Here is an 18836-nt window from a genome sequence, read left to right on the forward strand (position 1 = left end):
TCAGCTGATCCAGCTGAACCATTGCGGGTATTGCTGCCACAGCAGCCGTACCGACATGATCAGTGACACCGTGACCAGCATGGGACGAATAATGCGGGTGCCTTTGGTCACCACCATGTTAGAACCCAGCCGCGCCCCCAGGAACTGGCCACCGGCCATGGCCAGCCCGGCCACCCACACCACCTGGCCGCCCAGGATGAAAAACAATAACGACGCAATATTGGAGGTAAAATTCAGTACCTTGGTGTGAGCCGTGGCCTTGCCCATGCTGTAACCGGCCAGCGCAATAAAACCGAGCGCGAAGAAAGAGCCAGCCCCCGGGCCAAAAAAGCCGTCATAAAAACCCACACCGGTGCCAACCAGCAACGCAAACGGAATAACCCCCAGCCGGCGTTGGCGGTCTTCATCTCCAATACGGGGCGAAAACAAAAAATACAGGGCAAATACCGCCAGCAAAAAAGGCAGTACCTTTTCCAGCACTGAGGCATCAATATACTGCACCAGCAGGGTACCCAGCACACTCCCCACAAAGGTACAGACCACGGCCCATTTCATATTGCGCCAGTCAATAAGGCCACGGCGGAGGTAATAAACAGATGCCGAAAAAGAACCAAAGCAGCCTTGCAACTTATTGGTGGCCAGTGCCATGGTGGGCGGCATGCCGGTGGCCAGCAACGCCGGCACCGTGATCAGGCCACCACCGCCGGCAATGGCGTCGATAAAGCCTGCCAGCAACGCCGCCAGTGCCAGTAACCCCAGGGTAAGTAAATCCAGTTCCATGATATGCAGGACTCAAAAGAATGAAGGGTGCCAAGATTAACAGGATGCGCCTTCAGGAAACAGTGAGCCTTGCCCCGGCCTTTGACTGTGATAACGCAAACGACCGGTCGTTTGCGTCGATTGGCCCGAAGACGTTAACACCCGGGCCGACCATAACATGTTCGTTCTCTTGCCCGGCTATACTGCTATCGCTCTGCCAGATACCGGGTAAACATCATCGCGGGTGAACATGTCCGGATCCCCCTTAGCCAAACTGCCTCACCAACGCTGCTTACTTTAAAATGAAGTCTCTTACTGCTCCTGAAATGGCAATACAAAAGGCAACGAAAAAGAAATGAAGCTTTTTATGAGACATGCTTCCCTTATTACCTGTTATAAAAACGTACATCGCAATGGAAAGCCGGTAGGCCAGACTGAGAAGGGTTGATGCTGCTATCGCGAAGCAAAAGATCCACAGCCCGTCGGTTTTGGCAAGATTACACAAAAGCTCATTATCTACATTACACATATCAAAAATCCGGAGTTGCAAGTACTCACAATAATAACTAACGCGTATTCACCGCTGGAATTACCCTTTTATACGCAGCCTGAGGTTCCAGTAAAACAGGGAGAACCCTGCTCCTGCCAGCACAAAGCCACAGGTTATGGAAGTATATGTTTCCTCATAAAACTCGGGCACCACGCTGAGTAACAGCCCCCCTGATATCATCATCCCAATATAGAAGGCATACTCCAAAAAAATTCTTGCTTTACTTTCTGTTTCTTTTATTTCTCTCTGTCCATCAAACTTCCCTTGAACAAATGAGCTGATTGAGGTTCCCATTACACAAAGACAGATAATGGAAAAGGACAGCCATATATCTATATAATTCATTACATCACTGCTTAACCCCAAGCTTTTTACTTCGTCCCCCAGAAGAATAAAGACCATCGCAAAAATACTGGATTTACCAACAAGCGCCATAAAAAGCCTGTTTTCTTGCACTATTTTTTCTGCTTCTACATCCAGATCGGTCATTCGCATATTGTTATAATCCTCGATATCCTGCCGATAAAACAGAGCGCCAGACTCAGCTTCCTTGCCTTCGAGTACCAGTATGTTGGCAAGGGTTCCCCGGCTGTCGACCATCAGCCGGATCGCATCCTGCTCAGGTACCATCAGGCCCGATCCCGTTGCCGAGACGGCACAGCGTCCTATTTATTCGGGTACTTGATATTGAAAATGTTTTTCAGAACATTGAAGAATATATAAACAATAGCAAAAACTCTATAAAAAGAAACGCAAATCATTTCCATTTCATGCTCTTTTTTTGATATTTACTTATAATCTGAAAACCCGGCTCTTACCGGCGTTTTGCCTGACTCAGGACCCACCTCGTCGCTGGCATTTACCGCCCTATCACACCCTCCAATTCCCCATGCACTCTTGTCCCGGGCTCACGCTGTGATAACTTAGGCCCATGCCTACCTAGGAGACAGTTAACGATGACAGATTCCGTTCTGGGTCTGCTGCCCAGCGATTTTCCCGATATCGACGACAGTGCCTTCCATAACACGGGTGAACGCAGCCTGATACTGGCCGGTGGCTGTTTCTGGTGCACTGAAGCCGTCTATCGCCAGCTCGACGGTGTGATGGATGTCATATCCGGTTATGCCGGTGGCGAAGCACAAAATGCAAATTATGAAGCAGTCTGCACCGGCACCACCCGGCATGCAGAAGCCATTCGCATCAGCTACAACAGTGCCCTGATCGGCCCTGCCACCCTGCTGAAGGTATTTTTCGGTATCGCTCACGATCCCACCCAGCTTAATCGTCAGGGAAATGATACCGGTACTCAGTACCGCTCAGCCGTCTTCTGGCAAGACGAGCAGGAGCGGGAGCTGGCGGAAGACTATATTGCCCGGCTGGAGCAGGCCGGTGCTTTCAAACGGCCCATTGTCACAACCCTGGAGCCGCTGGATATCTTCTATCCGGCCGAGGACTATCATCAGGACTATGCGGCCCGGAACCCGAACCAGCCCTATATCGCCGCCGTGGCTCAGCCCAAGGTAGCCAAGGTGCATCACTACTATAAAAACCGGTTGAAAAAGGACATCTGAATCATGGCCCAGACTCCCAGCCCGTATGATCTTTCAGCACCTGGCCAGGCTCAGCTGCAGGCTCTGGCCGAACAGCTGAGCCCGGAAGAACGCCGCATTCTGCTGAGCCAGGGCACAGAGCCCCCCTTTTGTGGCGGCTTGCTTGATAACCATGAGGAAGGCAGCTACATCTGCCGGTTGTGCGCTCTGCCGCTGTTTTCGTCCGCCTGCAAGTTCGAGTCGGGATCCGGCTGGCCCAGCTTCTATGCGCCCTATCATCCTGATCATATTCGCGAACTGGCAGATATAAGCCACGGCATGCGCCGGGTGGAAATTCGCTGTGCCCGCTGCGACTGCCATCTGGGGCACGTCTTCCCCGATGGCCCGCCGCCCACCGGCCTGCGCTACTGCCTGAACTCCGCTTCGCTGGGCTTTTGTGCCAGCGGCGATGCCAAGCCGGATCCTCTCAAACGGGGCGAAACCGGCTTTTTATAATACTCACCGGCCGTCACGCCGGCCTTTTCTGGCAACGACGGCCTCCCTGTCTTTTTCAAACCGGCGCACAAAATCCTCGATGACCATGTCGTAGAGCCGGTCTTTAAGAAACACATCTTCCACCCCGTGGTCGATGTTGGGGTTGTCGTTCACTTCAATCACCGCCACCCGGCCCTTGCCTTCCTTAATGTCGACACCGTACAGGCCGTCGCCGATGGGTTTGACCGCCTTCAGCGCGGCATTAATCACAGCCGGTGGAGCCTCATGAGTCGGCAGCGTGACAAACCCACCGGAGTCTGCCTCTTTGCCATCGTGATGACGGTAAATCTGCCAGTGCCCTTTCACCATAAAATATTTACAGGCAAAAATGGGCTGGTGATTCAGCACACCGATGCGCCAGTCAAACTCGGTGAAAAAATACTCCTGCGCCAGCACCAGAGCTGACGCACTCCGTAACTTGCCAAGGGTTTCTGTCAGTTGCTCCCTGCTGGTCACCCGGTATACACCCCGTGAAAAGGCCCCGTCGGGTATTTTCAGCACCAGAGGGTAGCCCAACTCCGCTTCCAGCCAGCTGTCAGCCCCTTTCTGTTTCGGGTTGACCATCAGGGTTTTGGGCGTGGGCACCCCGTGCCTGGCAAAGCTTTCTGCCAGAAATACCTTGTTGGCACAGCGCAAAATGGAATCGGGCGAGTCGATCACCACCAGGCCTTCGTGCTCTGCTTTCTGGGCAAAACGAAAGGTATGATGGTCAATGGCGGTGGTCTCACGAATAAACAGGCCGTCGTATTCCGCCAGCCGCTGATAGTCCTTGCGGGTAATCATCTCCACGTTCACCCCGGCCCGCTCACCGGCACGAACAAACCGCTTCAGTGCACCGGCATCGGATGGCGGCAGTGCCTCATCAGGGTTCACCAGCACTGCCAGATCGTAACGGTAACGTTTTGTCGATTTGGGCTTGCGCCAGATAATGCGGGAATATTTGTCGAGAGCACCGGCAAACACATCTTCTTCCTGCTCTGTCAGCTCGCCCGGCGACAGTGTGCCCAGACCGGTCAGCTCCCAACGACTGCGGCGCTTGAAAGTCAGTTCCAGAATAGGGCATGGCAACCGCTCAAACAGCTCCCGGCACAGGCCTTCCAGCCCCGGCACGGCGCTCTGGCCAAAACAGCTTTTAATCTTCAGCCTGGTGCCCGCTTCCTGCTCGCCGAAGTGTGCTTCCAGCGCCTGGGAGACACCATCGAAACCAAACGCAAACAACCCCTTGTTACGCAGGTTATTAAGCGTAGATACCGACGGGATTACATGCTGCCCCCGGGCTTCTGCCAATAACGAACAGTAATACCCGTTAGACAGGTATTTGCCGGTATGGCACAGGTTGATTACCCGAGTACGGGGCGCATTCTTCACCGGCAGCTGTTTGAGGTAAGTCTGAAAGTCCACCAGGTTTTCACTGGGGAAATACGGTGCCCAGGCGCTGAGTTCATCCACCACCAGAACCAGTTGTGTCATCGAAAATATCCTTGCTTGATTCGCTGTTTTTTGTGCTTCCTAATCTATGCCTAAACCCCACGGAATACGGTGAAATTTTCTCGCCGAAGGGGAAAAATTATCGTATGTTGAAGCATTCCTCCTTTATCCCCGGGTGCATTATGTCCGCGCCTGTTATCCGCCCTGCCCTGCGTTCCGACATCACCGCCCTGCTGAGCCTGGAAGCCCGCTGTTTTGAACAGGACAGGGTCAGCCGACGCAGTTTTTTACGCTTTATTGAGCACCCGCAGGATGTGCTGCTGGTGGCCGAATTGAATAATGCGTTATCTGGCTATGTGCTGCTCCTGTTTCGCCGCAATACCCACCTTGCCCGCATTTACTCCGTCGCCGTCGCTCCGGATGCTCAGGGACTGGGGCTGGGCCGCGCCCTGCTTGAAGCCGCCGAAACGGCCGCACAAGCGCGTTCTGCCGTCTTTATGCGGCTTGAAGTCCGCACCGACAATATCGCTGCGCAAAACCTGTACCAGCGGCTGGGATATCGCCAGTTTGGTATTTATCACGATTACTACGAAGATCATGGCAGCGCCCTGCGCTACCAGAAACGCATTCATCATTATCATCCTCTGGCAGGCAGCCGTGCCGTCCCTTACTACCGCCAGACCACCGAATTCACCTGCGGTCCGGCATCACTGATGATGGCCATGAGCAGCCTGGCCCCCCAACAGGCATCCGAACCGGATCTGGAACTGCAGCTGTGGCGTGAGGCCACCACTATTTTTATGACCCAGGGGCATGGTGGCTGCGGGCCTCATGGCCTGGCACTGGCTGCACATCGGCGGGGATTTGCCGTGCAGCTGGTGCTCAATCAGCAGGGCCCGCTGTTTGTCAGCAGTGTGCGCAGCCCCGGTAAAAAACAGGTACTGGAGCGGGTACACCAACAGTTCCTGGGCAACCTGGAACAGGCGGGCATCGTGCCCAGCCATGAACATTTTACCCTTGACCAGCTGGAACAGGGGCTGAATCAAAGCCGGTTACCACTGGTGCTGATCAGTACCTATCACCTGGACGGGCGCAAGGCACCGCACTGGGTGCTGGTATGCGCCATGGACAAAGAATTCGTTTATATTCACGATCCGGATATTGACGACGATGCCGGTGAAAGCCCGGTCGACAAGCAATATTTGCCCATTGCCCGCCAGCGTTTTGATCGCCTGGCCCGCTATGGACAAAACGCGCTGCGGGCGCTGGTATGGGTGGCCAATACGTAAGCATGGGTCAGTAGCTGTCGGTCAGCTTTGGTCGCGCCTCATCCATAAAAAAGAACAAAACCAATGTAAAAACAGAAACTTAAAATAAAATTAAACTCAAGTGAAGCCACCACTGGCACCCCGAGGCCCCCTTCCCTTAGCTAAAAAAGCCGCTATGTTACTGGGCAGATTTAACTGCTGAGTGAGACAGCCATGCTTAAAAAGACCTGTGCGATTGTGATGTTGCCGATGCTGCTTGGCATCAATACGGCCACGGCCGGCGAATCGCTCAATACCATCATTGGTGGTGGTGCCGGCGGTGTGGCCGGTGCCCTGCTGGGCAAACAGATGGGCGGTGATACTGGTGCGCTGGTCGGTGCTGCCCTGGGAGGTGCCGCCGGCGGGGCTGCCACCGCCGACCGCGGTAATAAAAACGAAGCCGCACTGGGGGGGGCCGTAGGTGCCCTGGGAGGTGCCGCACTGGGCAGAAATGTGGGCGGCGACAGCGGACAGCTGATTGGTGCCGGCGTGGGCGGTGCCGCCGGCTCGGCGCTGGGAGCCAGCTCCGGTGACGGACACCGCGAAGTTCGTCATCATTATCATGGCAAGCGCAAACATTACTACAAACACAAGCGCAAGCATCGCCGGGACTGGGACGATTAACCCCGATGCACAGGCAGCCACCGGCTGCCTTGTTTGATCCCGGGCCTCGTCATCACACTGTCATCCTGCTGTTATCATACTGTCATATCCACTCGTCAGCATACGCGGTAAATATCATTAACCTGCTGTGAGCAAAGGAAAATAATAAAATGAGCCGCTTTGATCGTCAGGACGAGCTGAACCATCCCCGTAATGAGGTTCCCGAATTTACCCAGATGGTAGAAAAAAGCCTGAGCCGCCGCCGCTTTTTGGGTGGCGCTGCTGCCCTGGGTGCCGCTGCCTTTTTTGCAACCACTCCTTTATCCCGCGCGGTTGCTGCCGCAACCAGCAGCCCCCTGCTCGGCTTTAAACCGGTCGCGACCAGTACCGACGACGCTTTTATCGTGCCTGAAGGCTATAAAGCCGAGCGACTGGTGTCCTGGGGTGACGTGTTGTTTGACGCTGTGCCTGAATTCAAAGACAGCGGCAACACCGCCGATGCCCAGGCAGGTCAGTTTGGTGACAACAATGATGGCATGAGCTTCTTTGCCATCGATGACAACAACGCCATTCTGGCGGTCAATAACGAATACTGTAACTACGAGCTGATGTTCGCCCATCAGGGCGATAACATGAGCGCGCAGGACGTGAAATATGCCCAGGCCGCTCACGGTGTGTCTGTGCTGACCCTGAAAAAGCAGAACGGTCGCTGGCAGCTGGTTAAAGACGGCAAATACAACCGCCGTATTCACGCCAATACTCCCATGGCCATCAGCGGTCCGGCCAAAGGCCACGAGTTGCTGAAAACCGCCGCCGATCCCAAAGGCGAACGCGCCCTGGGTACCTTTAACAACTGTGCCAACGGCATGACCCCCTGGGGCACCTACCTGACCTGCGAAGAAAACTTCAACGGCTACTTCGGCAGCCCCGGCAATGCCGACATTACTCCCGCCATGGCCCGCTACGGTATTGGCCATGAGGGTGCCGGCTGGAAATGGCATCAGCACGATACCCGTTTTGATCTGGCCGAAAACCCCAACGAGCCCAACCGCTTTGGCTGGGTAGTGGAAATCGATCCGAAAGATCCCGATTCAGTCCCGGTAAAACGCACGGCACTGGGCCGGTTCAAGCATGAAAATGCCGAGCTGGTTATCGCCGACAATGGCCATGTGGTCGTGTATCTGGGTGATGACGAGCGCGGTGAGCATCTGTATCGCTTTGTCAGTAAGGGCAAGTACAACCCCGACAACATGGCTGCCAACCGGGAGCTGCTGGAGGAAGGCACCCTGTATGTAGCCCGCTTCCACGCAGACAAAGACGGCGAACTCAAGGGCAAAGGCGAGTGGCTGGAGCTGACCCATGGTAAAAACGGCCTGACCGCCGAGAACGGCTTTGCCAGCCAGGCTGATATCCTCATTCATGCCCGTATGGCCGCCACTCAGGTTGGTGCAACAACCATGGACCGTCCTGAGTGGGTAGCCGCGCATCCCAGCGAGCCCGTTGTGTTCTGTACCCTTACCAACAATAAGAACCGTGGCGTAAAAGATAACCAGCCGGTTGATGGCCCCAACCCCCGCGCCGAAAACCACTATGGTCAGATCCTGCGCTGGAAACCCGCTGGTGGTCAGCACACCACCAATGAGTTTGACTGGGATCTGTTTGTACTGGCAGGCAACCCCACGGTCCACCCGGGCACCCTCTATGCCGGCTCGGCCAATATCACTGCCGACAATATGTTCAACAGCCCGGATGGAATTGGTTTTGACAAAGCCGGCCGGTTGTGGATTCAGACCGATGGCAATTACTCCAACGAGGGTAACTTTGCCGGCCAGGGCAACAACCAGATGCTGTGTGCCGATCCCCATACCGGTGAGATCAAACGTTTCCTGACCGGTCCGGTGGCCTGTGAAATCACTGGCCTGACCTTCACGCCGGATCAGCGCACCATGTTTGTGGGCGTGCAGCACCCGGGCGAAGAAATGGCCGGCTCTCATTTCCCCTTTGGCGGCAACCGCACTCCCCGCTCCAGCGTGATGATCATCACCCGTGAGGACGGCGGTATGATCGGCGCCTGATCCACTGCCGGGGCTCCATTCCGGCAGCAGACAACAAAAGGTTGGGACTGATGAGTCCCAACCTTTTTTATTGATCTGTCACCGGCATCTCCGCTCAGGGTTAACACCAAAGTTTCAGCCATGTTGTACGACTCAGGGCAGACACAATTATCTGCCGTTTCCTTCTCCTTTTTGCTGCCGGCTTGCTAACCTTTTAAAAAACCATTTTAAGACAACAAGCAGCGGCCATGTCACGACTCAGCACCTTTGCTCTGCACTCTATTTCCTGGCTTGTGCTCGCCGGCGGGCTGACATTTACCTCTGTCGCAGCACTGAGTCAGAAACAGCAACAGGATGAACGCGCAGTTCAGGAGTTTTCCACACTGGCAGACAGGCTCACGCTCAAGCTGCGGGAACGCCTGTCCGGTTATAGCCTGCTCACCCGCAGCAGTGCCGCTTTATTTAACGCTTCCACCATGGTCACACCTGCCGACTGGCAACAATTTGCCGCTCGCATCAAAAGCGGTCAATCCCTGGACGGAATAGACAGCCTGGGGTTTGCCCGCTTTATTAGCGAACAGGAACGCCATACTCATAATGCCACCCTGAAGAAAAACAATATTGCCGGCTATACCATTTCCCCGCCCGGCAAACGCGACAATTACGGCTACGTGTTATATCAGGCTAACCTTAACAATATTGCGAGCCTGCCCTCGGGGCTGGATTTACTCACAAAACCACCGCTTCGCCTGGCCATGGAGCGGGCAGCCGAAACAAAAAAAACCATCATGTCGGGCAAGCTGCATACGGCAACCGGCACGCCTTCTGTCATGGTGCTGTTTGATGCCGTCTTTAAAGAATCCGGTCAGGCAGAGCAGGCATTGTATGGCTGGGTGTTTGCCATCATGAATGTGAACGACATGCTCAGCAATATACTGACCGGTTTACCACATCCGCATAGCCAGTGGCTCAGCGTGAAGGTTTATGACGGCAACAATGCTGCGCCCGCAGCTCTGGTCTATCAGCAGGGAGAAGCCGCCGACACCGTTTCTCCGTTGCAGCAACAAAGGGTCATCGATCTCAACGGACACCAGTGGCTGCTGGTACTGGACAGCCTGAAGCCTGCCGCCTTTACCGATAATGTCCCTACCCTACTGACCCTGACGGCAGGCTTTGCGCTGACGCTGCTGCTGGTATTATTACTCCGCACTTCCCTGAATACCCGTATCCGGGCCACGCAGCTTGCCGAGCAACTGTCCGAAGATATCCGCCGGCAAGAAACCCGTTTTAATCAGCTCGAGAACCGCTTTAAAACCATCGCCAGCCGCGTACCGGGCATGATTTTTGAGTTTCGTCTGCAAAGCAACGGGCACAGCAGCTTTCCCTATGCCAGCGACGGTATTCACCGGCTGTATGGCATTCACCCTGAACAAGTGAAAAAAAATGCAGCGCCTGTCTTTGATGCTGTACATAGTGACGACATGGAAGAACTGATTAACTCAATGCATCATTCTGCCCACACGCTTACCCCATGGCGGCATGAATTCAGAATAACAAGTAATGATGGCCGCACGCGCTGGTTACAGGGTGACGCCCTGCCCCAGCGGGAAGAAAGTGGTGCCACCAACTGGTGTGGCGTCATTACCGACATGACCTATCGCAAAGAGGCTGAGCTGGCCCTTAAGTCAGCCAATAATCAGACCCGGCATTTCCGGGAGGCGCTGGATCACGTCTCCTCCTTTATCTACATGAAAGACAGCCGCTTTCGCTACATCTATGCCAACAGGGCGGCCCTGGAGCAGTTTGGCTGCAACAGCACCACCCTGATTGGCGGCCAGGACGAGCAGTTTTTTTCATCCGAAGTTGCCCATGCGTTACGCGAGTCAGATAACCGGGTGCTTGCCGGCGAATCCCTTTCCGAAGAAGTCGAAATTATGGGAAAAGATGGTCGGCGTATCGTTTATATGGACGTGAAAACCCCTATTTTTGATGATCCCGAACAACAGGAAATTATTGGCCTGATCGGCATCAGGACCGATATCACCCTGCTTAAAAACAGCGAACAGCAACTGCGTCAGCTGGCACATTTTGATCCACTCACCAAACTGCACAACCGGGTACTGCTGTCTGACCGTCTTAACCAAGCCATGAGTCAGGCTCGCCGCCATCAGCAATGCCTGGCCGTCGCCTATCTGGATCTCGACGGTTTCAAGGCCATTAACGATACCCACGGCCATAATGCTGGCGATAAGTTACTGATGACGGTTGCCGCCCGCATGAAAGACGTTATCCGGGAAGGCGACACCCTTGCCAGAGTGGGGGGGGACGAATTTGTGGCTATTTTACTGGATCTCAAGGATACACATCACTGCAAGCCTCAGCTTAGCCGCCTGCTGCAGGCGGCAGCAAAACCGGTTGATATGGATGGACTCGAGCTGAAGGTCACCGCCAGCCTGGGGGTAACCTTTTACCCTCAGCCCGAAGAGCTGGAGCCGGACCAATTACTGCGCCAGGCCGATCAGGCCATGTATCAGGCCAAGCTGTCGGGTAAAAACCGCTATCATCTGTTCGATACCGAACAGGACAGGGACATGCGCACTCACCATGAGAGCCTGGAGCACATTCGCCATGCCCTGCATAACGGCGAATTTGTGCTTTACTACCAGCCCAAGGTCAATATGCGCACCGGCCAGCTGGTCGGCGCCGAGGCTTTGATTCGCTGGCAGCATCCACAGCAGGGACTGCTTACACCGGCTCATTTCTTACCCGCTATTGAAGAACATCCGATGGCCATTGAAGTGGGCAACTGGGTCATTGACGCTGCCCTGCAACAGATCCGGGAATGGCGGAATCAGGGACTTGAGCTGGTTGTCAGCGTCAACCTGGGAGCACGCCAGCTGCGCCAGAGTGACTTTGTGGAACGACTGCAGCAACTGCTGGGCCACTACCCGGACATTAATCCGGCCTGGCTTGAGCTGGAAGTACTGGAAACCAGTACCCTGGGTGATCTGGCACAAATTTCCGAACGCCTGCGCCGCTGCCGGCAATTGGGCCTGAATATTTCTCTTGATGACTTTGGCACCGGATACTCGTCTCTCACCTACCTGAAACAGCTGCCTGCCGGTATGGTGAAAGTAGACCAAAGTTTTGTACGCGATATTCTGGAAGATCCGGAAGATTTAACCATTCTTGACGGTGTGATCAGCTTGGCCCGGGCCTTTGGCCGTAGTGTCATTGCCGAAGGTGTAGAAACCATACAACACGGAGATATGCTGCTGCGGATCGGCTGCGAGCTGGCTCAGGGGTATGGTATTGCCCACCCTATGCCGGCCGCCGACATTCCCAAGTGGGCTTCAGCCTGGAAGCCGGCCCCTCACTGGGCCAGCCTCGCCAAAACAGACAGAAACATGCTGCCATTGCTATACGCGGGCATTGAGCAGATGGCCTGGATAGAATCCATGCGTAGTGCCCTTGACCACCCCGGAACACCATGGCCACAACTTAGCCGGGAGCACAGCCGCTTTGAAACCTGGTACCGGCAATGCTCTACTGAAGAGCGGGCACCGCTGACCCGCTTGTCGGGACTGCATCAGCAGCTACACGAACTGGCCAGCCGGCTGCATGCCTCCCATCAGGCCGGACAGGAGCAGCAAGCATCGGACGAATTTCAGGAGCTGTGTCAGCTGCACCGACAACTGACCGCCGAGCTGGAGCGGGTGTTAACCCCCTCGAGCCGCTCTCATCATCCGGCCGGCATACGGCCCAGATTAAGAACCGTCTGACCGGCCGTCCTCCTCAGGGGGTAAGAAAACGACTGTCGGTACGCACCTGATGACGCTCCGTAGTTGCCACAAACACCACCGTCCGCGAAGTAGTACCTGGCTCCGGCGCATCCAGTGACAGGCTGATCGGCACTTCCATGACTTTACCCGCTTCCAGGACAATCCGTTGAGGCCCGTGCCAGGCAGGGTTATTCAGGCCTTCCGCCGTCAGCACCACCAGCTGTTCATGCTGGCTCTTGTTCGCAAGTTTAAGCGTAAAGGTGTTTTCAATACTGCCATCCAATGCCTCGCGGTAAAGCTGCTGGCGGTCACGCACCACTTCCAGTGCCAAAGGCGTGCGGCTGGCCACCGTCAGCACCAGCAACGCCAGCAATGCCGCCGTGAACACCCCATATCCCAGCATTTTGAACCGGGAGCGCCCGGCTGCTCGTCCGGCCAGGGTATTTTCACTGGCATACCTGATAAGCCCCGGCGCATACCCCATCTTGTTCATGGTTTGATCACAGGCATCAATGCAGGCACCGCAGTTTATGCACTCATATTGCAGGCCATCCCGAATATCGATGCCGGCCGGGCACACCTGCACACACAGCTCACAATCAATACAGTCACCCAGCCCCTGCGCCCGGTGATCGCTTTTGCGTGAACGGGGCCCCCGCTGCTCACCCCGCCCCGCATCATAGGCAGCACTCAGGGTATTGGCGTCGAACATGGCAGACTGAAAGCGCGAATAAGGACACATATGAGTGCACATTATGGTGCGCATCCATCCCGCATTGAGGTAGGTACAGAGCGCAAACAATACCACCCAGAATACCGGCCAGGGTGCTGCCGACAGCGTCACCAGCCCCTGCGCCAGCTCACCGGCAGGGGTGAAATAGGCTACAAAGGTAAAACCACTCAACAAGGCGATCAGCGACCAGATCAGGTGTTTGCCGCCTTTGCGCAAGCGGGAGTCAAGACTGGCCGGCTGCCGATCCCGATGGCGGCGCTGGTTGGCACTGCCTTCCAGTTTTTCTTCCACCCATATAAACCAGAACGTCCAGACTGTTTGCGGGCACAAAAAACCACACCATACCCTGCCCAGCCAGGCCGTCATAAAAAACAAGGCAAACGCCGCCACCATCAGCAACAGCGCCAGCAGCGTCAGATCCTGCGGCCAGATGGTCATCCCGAACAGATGAAAACGTTGGGCTTCCCAGTCAAGCAAGATGGCCTGGTTACCGTTCCACCGTAACCAGGGACCAGCCAGAAACAGTAACATCAGGCCCCAGCTCAGCTGGCGGCGTAGCCGCTGCCACCGGCCCTGCTGTGCACGCACATAGATATGGCCCTGGTCTCGGGGCCGGGTGGTCTCAGTACACACTTTGACGTCGATGCGGGAAGATGAAGTGTCGTTCATAAAGCTCACTTGCGTTGTGGTTTACGGCCCTGCTCTGGGCCGGCAAATAACGCAGTAGAACATGCCGGTCATATCCCGGACATAAACAGTCACAGTAACAAAAGCTATAACAGTTCGGCGCCGGTAATCAGCCGAAACCATAACAGTGTGTCGTTCAGCAGCCCTGAATAAGCTCCCTGGCCAGTGCAGCCAGGCGGGCTATCGCCGCTTCTGTCCGGGAATTCCAGGGCAAAGACACATTCAGCCTGAAACAATGCCGGAACTGATCGCCGGCGGCGAACATTCGGCCGGGCGCAATAGTGATGTCTTCGGACAGGGCACGGTGATACAGGCGGGTTGCATCCATCCCGTCCGGCAGGCTCAGCCATAAAAAGTAACCACCACCGGGGTGCACGCAGACCTGCTCCGGTAACTGCTGACACAGCGCTTTATAAAACCGCTGTTTACGTTGTAACAGTACCCTCCGCAGGGTATGCAGATGCCGGTCGTAATGATGGGAAGCCAGATAGTCGGCCAGTGCCAGCTGCATCGGTGCGCTGGTAGACAGAGTACTCATCAGTTGCAGCCGTTGAATATCGGGAGCCCGCTCTCCTGCCGAGACCCAGCCAATACGCAGTCCTGTGGCCAGGGTCTTGGAAAAAGAAGAGCAGTGCAACACATCCCGGTCCAGTGCGCGCAGCGGTAATGGCGCCTGCTCCCCATCATAGAGCTCCGCATAAACATCATCTTCAATCAACGGCACCTGATGCTCACGCAACAGTGCCAGCAGCCGGGAACGGGACTCGGCCCCGAGGCTCACACCCAGCGGGTTCTGGCAATGACTCATCAGCCAGCAGGCCTTCACCGGATAACGGCCAAGTGCATCGGCAAGAGCACCGAGATCCAGGCCGGATGCCACATCCACCGGCACGGCCAGCGCTTTTAGCTGTAAGCGCTCAATCGCCTGCAAGGCACCATAAAAGGCCGGCGCTTCCACCACTACCCAGTCTCCCGGACGGGTCAGCACCTGCAGGCTCAGGTTCAGTGCTTCCAGGGCCCCGGAAGTAATCACGATTTCCTCCGGGGCCACCTCCGTTCCCCGGGCGGCGTAGCGGCGCGCAATTGCCCGGCGCAGTTCGGCGCAACCTGGCGGAAGCACCAGTTGCTGATCCGGAGTAAGGTGCCGGGCAACCCGACTCAGAGAGCGGGCCAGTTGCTCTTGAGGAAATAGTGACGAATCAGGAAAAGCCGAGCCAAAGGCCACACAATCCGAGCGCTGACCGGCTTGCAGGACATTGAAAATGAAAGCATTAATATCCACTGCCTCGGCAGCATGCAGCGCCGGACGGGCCGTATTGGCCGGACTGTGCTGACGGGGAGCGACCCGGTAACCGGACTGGGGTTGAGCCAGGATCCAGCCCTGACTTTCCAGCAATTGATAAGCATTTAATACCGTCATCAGACTGAAGCCGGATTGCTTTACGGTGTCCCTGAGAGAAGGCAGTTTATCTCCGGACTGCCACACACCAGCTTCAATCTGTCCTTGCAACTGCCGGGCAAGGCGGCGGTATTTACTGGTCACAGCGCCAGCTGGCAGTTTTCCCCTTCCAGCTCGGCCATTTCCTGAGCCAGGCTCAGAGACTGACGCAGATCGGCCACCTCCTGCTGATGGGCCCGGCGTAGTTTTTTGCGCAGCTTACCCATGACAAAACGGCGAATTTCCTGCTCGTCTTCCAGCACCAGGCCAGCTACAGCGGTGGGCTTGCGGGTTTTTTCATCCAGCGCCACCATGGTGAAATAGGAAGTATTGGTGTGTTTGACGATGCCCTGTTTGAAGTCTTCCGACACCACCTTAATGCCCACTTCCATCGAGCTTTTCCCCACATAGTTCACCGAGGCATACAGAGTGAGCAGCTCGCCCACTTCCACCGGGTTGAGAAAGTCTACCGAATCGACCGAGGCAGTCACACAATAGCCCTTGGCGTGGCTGGCAGCACAGGTGTAGGCAATTTTGTCCATCAATGACAGAATAATGCCTCCGTGGACCTTACCGCCAAAATTGGCGTAAGAAGGCACCATCAACTCCTTGAGGATCACCTGGGACGATTTAACCGTACAAAAAACCGCTTCGCTCATTACTTCACCTGAAATACTTACTGTTTTATGTGATTAGCGTGCACCTGAATGCACCGGTCGGCAAGCATGGACGAGCCGGCCCCTCAGGTAAACCGCATAAGACCGTAAAAAGCGAATTAATCACGTTTTACTACGACTTTAGTCGCCTGCGGCAACAAGTGTAAGGTATTATTTACACTTATTGCACTTTACCGATGTAACTCATGCGCCTGAAAGTAAACTGTGAAGACCGTCTGGGCCTGACCCGGGAGCTGCTCAATATTCTGGTAGAACACCGTATTGATCTGCGTGGTATCGAAATTGACACCAGTGGCATTATCTACCTCAACTTTCCCGCCCTCGACTTTGCCGAGCTGCAGCACTTGATGCCGGCCATCCGTCGCCTGCCTGGGGTGCATGATGTACAGACCATTGCCTGTATGCCCTCAGAGCAGGAGCATAATGCCATTTCCGCCCTGCTCAGAGTGCTGCCGGATGCCGTGGTGGCGGTGGATCTGAAAGGCCGGATCACCCTGGCTAACGACGCTGCCTGCGCTCTGCTCAACGAGACTCAGGCACAACTGATCCAGCAGCCCCTTGGCCCCAGGCTGAAAGGAGTATTTGTCAGTCGCTGGCTGGAGCAGGAAAATCCGCGGCCACTGAGCGAGCGGGTGACCATTGAAGGTGAGCCCTGGCTGGCCGATCTGTTACCCATCTGGGTGACAGAAGAATCCGGAGAAAAAAGCCTGGCCGGTGCTGTTGTGGTGTTCAAATCAGCCTGGCGCATCGGCCAGCACTTCAAGGCCATGCGCCATCGAGAGTCCAAGTATTTCGACGATTTCATTGACCATAGCCAGGCCATGAGCGCACTGCTGCGGGAAGCCCGCCGGCTGGCAGTGCTGGATGCCCCTCTGCTGATCACGGGAGAAACCGGTACCGGCAAGGAGCAGCTGGCCCGCGCCTGCCATAAGGCCAGCCTGCGGGGCGAAGGCCCCTTTATTTTGCTGAATTGCGCTTCAATGCCCGATGATGCCGCCGAGAACGAACTGTTTGGTTATGCCCCCGGGGCTTTTGGCAATAATGCCAACGGCAAACGCGGCGTGCTGGAACAGGCCAATGGCGGTACTCTGCTGCTGGACGAAATCGGTGAAATGTCGCCGCTGCTGCAACGAAAACTGCTGCGCGTATTGCAAGACGGCGTGTTTCGACGGCTCGGGGACGAGCAGGAAGTGAAAGTCGACATTCGCGTGATTTGCACCAGCCAGCAGGATCTGGCTGCCCTGGTGGACAACGGTCAGTTCCGTCAGGACTTGTTCTACCGGCTCAATGTGCTCAACCTGCGGGTGCCTTCCCTGCGGGAGCGACAAAAGGACATCTTGCCCCTGGCCCGGCATTTGTGTACCCGCTACGCCGCCGCCCTGGAACGCCCCCAACCCCGGCTGTCAGCAAAACTTGCCGACTACCTGCAACATTATTCCTGGCCCGGCAACGTGCGCCAGCTCAGTAACAGCCTGTACCGGGCCATCAGTCTGCTGGAAGGCGACGAACTGGACATGACCGATTTATCACTGCCGGAACAAAATAGCCTGCCGGAACTGACGGCATTGTGCGAGGGCTCACTGGATAACGCGGTGAAAGGGTTTGAGCGCTTGTTACTGGAGCGGCTTTACCCGGAATATCCGTCCAGCCGGCTGCTGGCCAAACGTCTCAGTATTTCGCATACTGCGGTGGCCAATAAACTGCGTGAATACGGCATTGGCAAGCACAAGAAATAACCGTTCAACGTGGTATCCGCAACGGTCAATTCAGCAACTGCATGGCATGTTGCATGGTTTTCCGGCATAACGCCGCTCCACAACAAAAACGGAGTTATTTTCATGAAGCGCATTCTGTTGTTACTGACGATCCCGGCCTTGTCTGCCTGCACTCAAACCACGGTGGCTCCCTGCTCTCCCGAATGGGCTGAGTGGGTCGAACAAAAGGTCAATACCGGTGATGGTCAGGGACATGGCCCCGATCTCGGCTCCGGAGAATGGAAATCAGTGGTGGAATTCCGGCTGGGGATTCGCGGTGATGCCAGCGTGCCTGCGCACGATACACCGGCCTGGTGTGAGCATATTGATGCGCTGGTCAGGAAGGGCCCGTCCTTTTCCTGTGAAGGCGTTCAGCCCGGCAGTACCGAAGAAATGATCTGCAACGATGCCGGCCTGGCGGCACAGGACCGAAAACTGGCTGAAATATACCAGCAGGCCCAGGCTAAAGCCGTCAATGAACAGCCACCGATGCTTAAGGCCGAGCAACGAGGCTGGCTCAAGGGCCGTAACGAGTGCTGGAAAAACGAGAACCCGAGAGCCTGCGTGCAGGAGCAATACCAGCAGCGTACCGCCGAGCTGCAGGCTGGCTACCGGCTGATCCCCGGGAACGGTCCGTTCCGCTTTGTCTGCAACGACAACCCGGCCAACGAGGTGGTGGTCACCTTTTTTGACACACAACCTGATACCCTGGTCGCCGAGCATGGCGACAGCGTCTCCCTGATGTACTCCCAGCCCAGCGCCAGTGGCAGCCGCTATGAAGGCCGCAATGAAAGCTTCTGGGAGCACCAGGGTGAAGCTACCATTCGCTGGGGACACAACGCCCCTGAGATGCGCTGTAAGGTGAAGTAACTTTCTCCCTCACCTTGTCACCCCCGCGCATAAACGTCGTCCCCGCTAAGGCGGGGGCCCATCTGTCTCTGCTGACGCCGCCACATTATCAATATCGAGCCCCCTGCCCT

14 protein-coding genes are annotated in these 18836 nt (G+C 55.8%); 8 read left to right on the plus strand and 6 right to left on the minus strand.

The window, feature by feature from the left end; all coding sequences use genetic code 11:
• Positions 1–780, minus strand: a complete 780-nt coding sequence (locus B6S09_RS06925) for a TSUP family transporter (protein ID WP_094277781.1) — start codon at positions 778–780, stop codon at positions 1–3.
• A gap of 568 nt (positions 781–1348) precedes the next feature.
• A complete protein-coding gene (locus tag B6S09_RS06935) occupies positions 1349–1939 on the minus strand; it encodes a hypothetical protein (protein WP_094277783.1) in 591 nt (196 codons plus the stop codon).
• 326 nt (positions 1940–2265) lie between these two features.
• On the opposite strand from B6S09_RS06935, the gene msrA reads away from it, so the two are divergent.
• A complete protein-coding gene (gene msrA, locus B6S09_RS06940) occupies positions 2266–2880 on the plus strand; it encodes a peptide-methionine (S)-S-oxide reductase MsrA (RefSeq protein WP_094277784.1) in 615 nt (204 codons plus the stop codon).
• Between the two features lie 3 nt (positions 2881–2883).
• Positions 2884–3354, plus strand: a complete 471-nt coding sequence (gene msrB / locus B6S09_RS06945; protein ID WP_094277785.1) for a peptide-methionine (R)-S-oxide reductase MsrB — start codon at positions 2884–2886, stop codon at positions 3352–3354.
• A gap of 3 nt (positions 3355–3357) precedes the next feature.
• Here the strand turns inward: msrB and B6S09_RS06950 are convergent, their stop codons facing one another.
• Positions 3358–4863 (minus strand): RimK family ATP-grasp domain-containing protein, encoded by a 1506-nt coding sequence (locus B6S09_RS06950; protein WP_094277786.1) that lies wholly within the window; start codon positions 4861–4863, stop codon positions 3358–3360.
• 140 nt (positions 4864–5003) lie between these two features.
• Between B6S09_RS06950 and B6S09_RS06955 the strand changes: the two genes are divergently transcribed.
• The 4 genes from B6S09_RS06955 (at position 5004) to B6S09_RS06970 (ending at position 12567) form a co-directional block, all read left to right on the plus strand.
• The gene (locus B6S09_RS06955) at positions 5004–6110 is read left to right on the plus strand and encodes a GNAT family N-acetyltransferase/peptidase C39 family protein (protein WP_094277943.1); all 1107 of its coding nucleotides are present in this window, start codon (positions 5004–5006) and stop codon (positions 6108–6110) included.
• A gap of 192 nt (positions 6111–6302) precedes the next feature.
• Complete coding sequence (locus tag B6S09_RS06960; RefSeq protein ID WP_094277787.1) at positions 6303–6752, plus strand: YMGG-like glycine zipper-containing protein; 450 nt, start codon at positions 6303–6305, stop codon at positions 6750–6752.
• Between the two features lie 149 nt (positions 6753–6901).
• Complete coding sequence (locus B6S09_RS06965; protein ID WP_094277788.1) at positions 6902–8806, plus strand: PhoX family protein; 1905 nt, start codon at positions 6902–6904, stop codon at positions 8804–8806.
• A 227-nt stretch (positions 8807–9033) separates the two neighbouring features.
• Positions 9034–12567 carry a bifunctional diguanylate cyclase/phosphodiesterase gene (locus B6S09_RS06970; RefSeq protein ID WP_094277789.1) on the plus strand — a complete coding sequence of 1178 codons (3534 nt, stop codon included), beginning with the start codon at positions 9034–9036 and terminating at the stop codon, positions 12565–12567.
• Positions 12568–12580: 13 nt separating this feature from the next.
• Here the strand turns inward: B6S09_RS06970 and ccoG are convergent, their stop codons facing one another.
• The 3 genes from ccoG to B6S09_RS06985 form a co-directional block, all read right to left on the minus strand.
• Entirely contained in the window at positions 12581–13969 is a 1389-nt protein-coding gene (gene ccoG / locus B6S09_RS06975; RefSeq protein ID WP_094277790.1) for a cytochrome c oxidase accessory protein CcoG, read from the minus strand.
• Between the two features lie 154 nt (positions 13970–14123).
• Complete coding sequence (locus tag B6S09_RS06980) at positions 14124–15530, minus strand: aminotransferase-like domain-containing protein (protein WP_094277791.1); 1407 nt, start codon at positions 15528–15530, stop codon at positions 14124–14126.
• Positions 15527–16084 carry an acyl-CoA thioesterase gene (locus B6S09_RS06985; protein ID WP_094277792.1) on the minus strand — a complete coding sequence of 186 codons (558 nt, stop codon included), beginning with the start codon at positions 16082–16084 and terminating at the stop codon, positions 15527–15529. Before B6S09_RS06985 ends, B6S09_RS06980 begins: the two co-directional genes overlap by 4 nt.
• 203 nt (positions 16085–16287) lie before the next feature.
• Between B6S09_RS06985 and tyrR the strand changes: the two genes are divergently transcribed.
• A complete protein-coding gene (gene tyrR / locus B6S09_RS06990) occupies positions 16288–17838 on the plus strand; it encodes a transcriptional regulator TyrR (protein WP_094277793.1) in 1551 nt (516 codons plus the stop codon).
• Positions 17839–17940: 102 nt separating this feature from the next.
• Entirely contained in the window at positions 17941–18726 is a 786-nt protein-coding gene (locus B6S09_RS06995; protein WP_094277794.1) for an MliC family protein, read from the plus strand.
• Positions 18727–18836 lie beyond the last annotated feature (110 nt).

Origin of the sequence: Oceanimonas baumannii, from assembly GCF_002245495.1 — a bacterium.
GTDB lineage: Bacteria > Pseudomonadota > Gammaproteobacteria > Enterobacterales > Aeromonadaceae > Oceanimonas > Oceanimonas baumannii.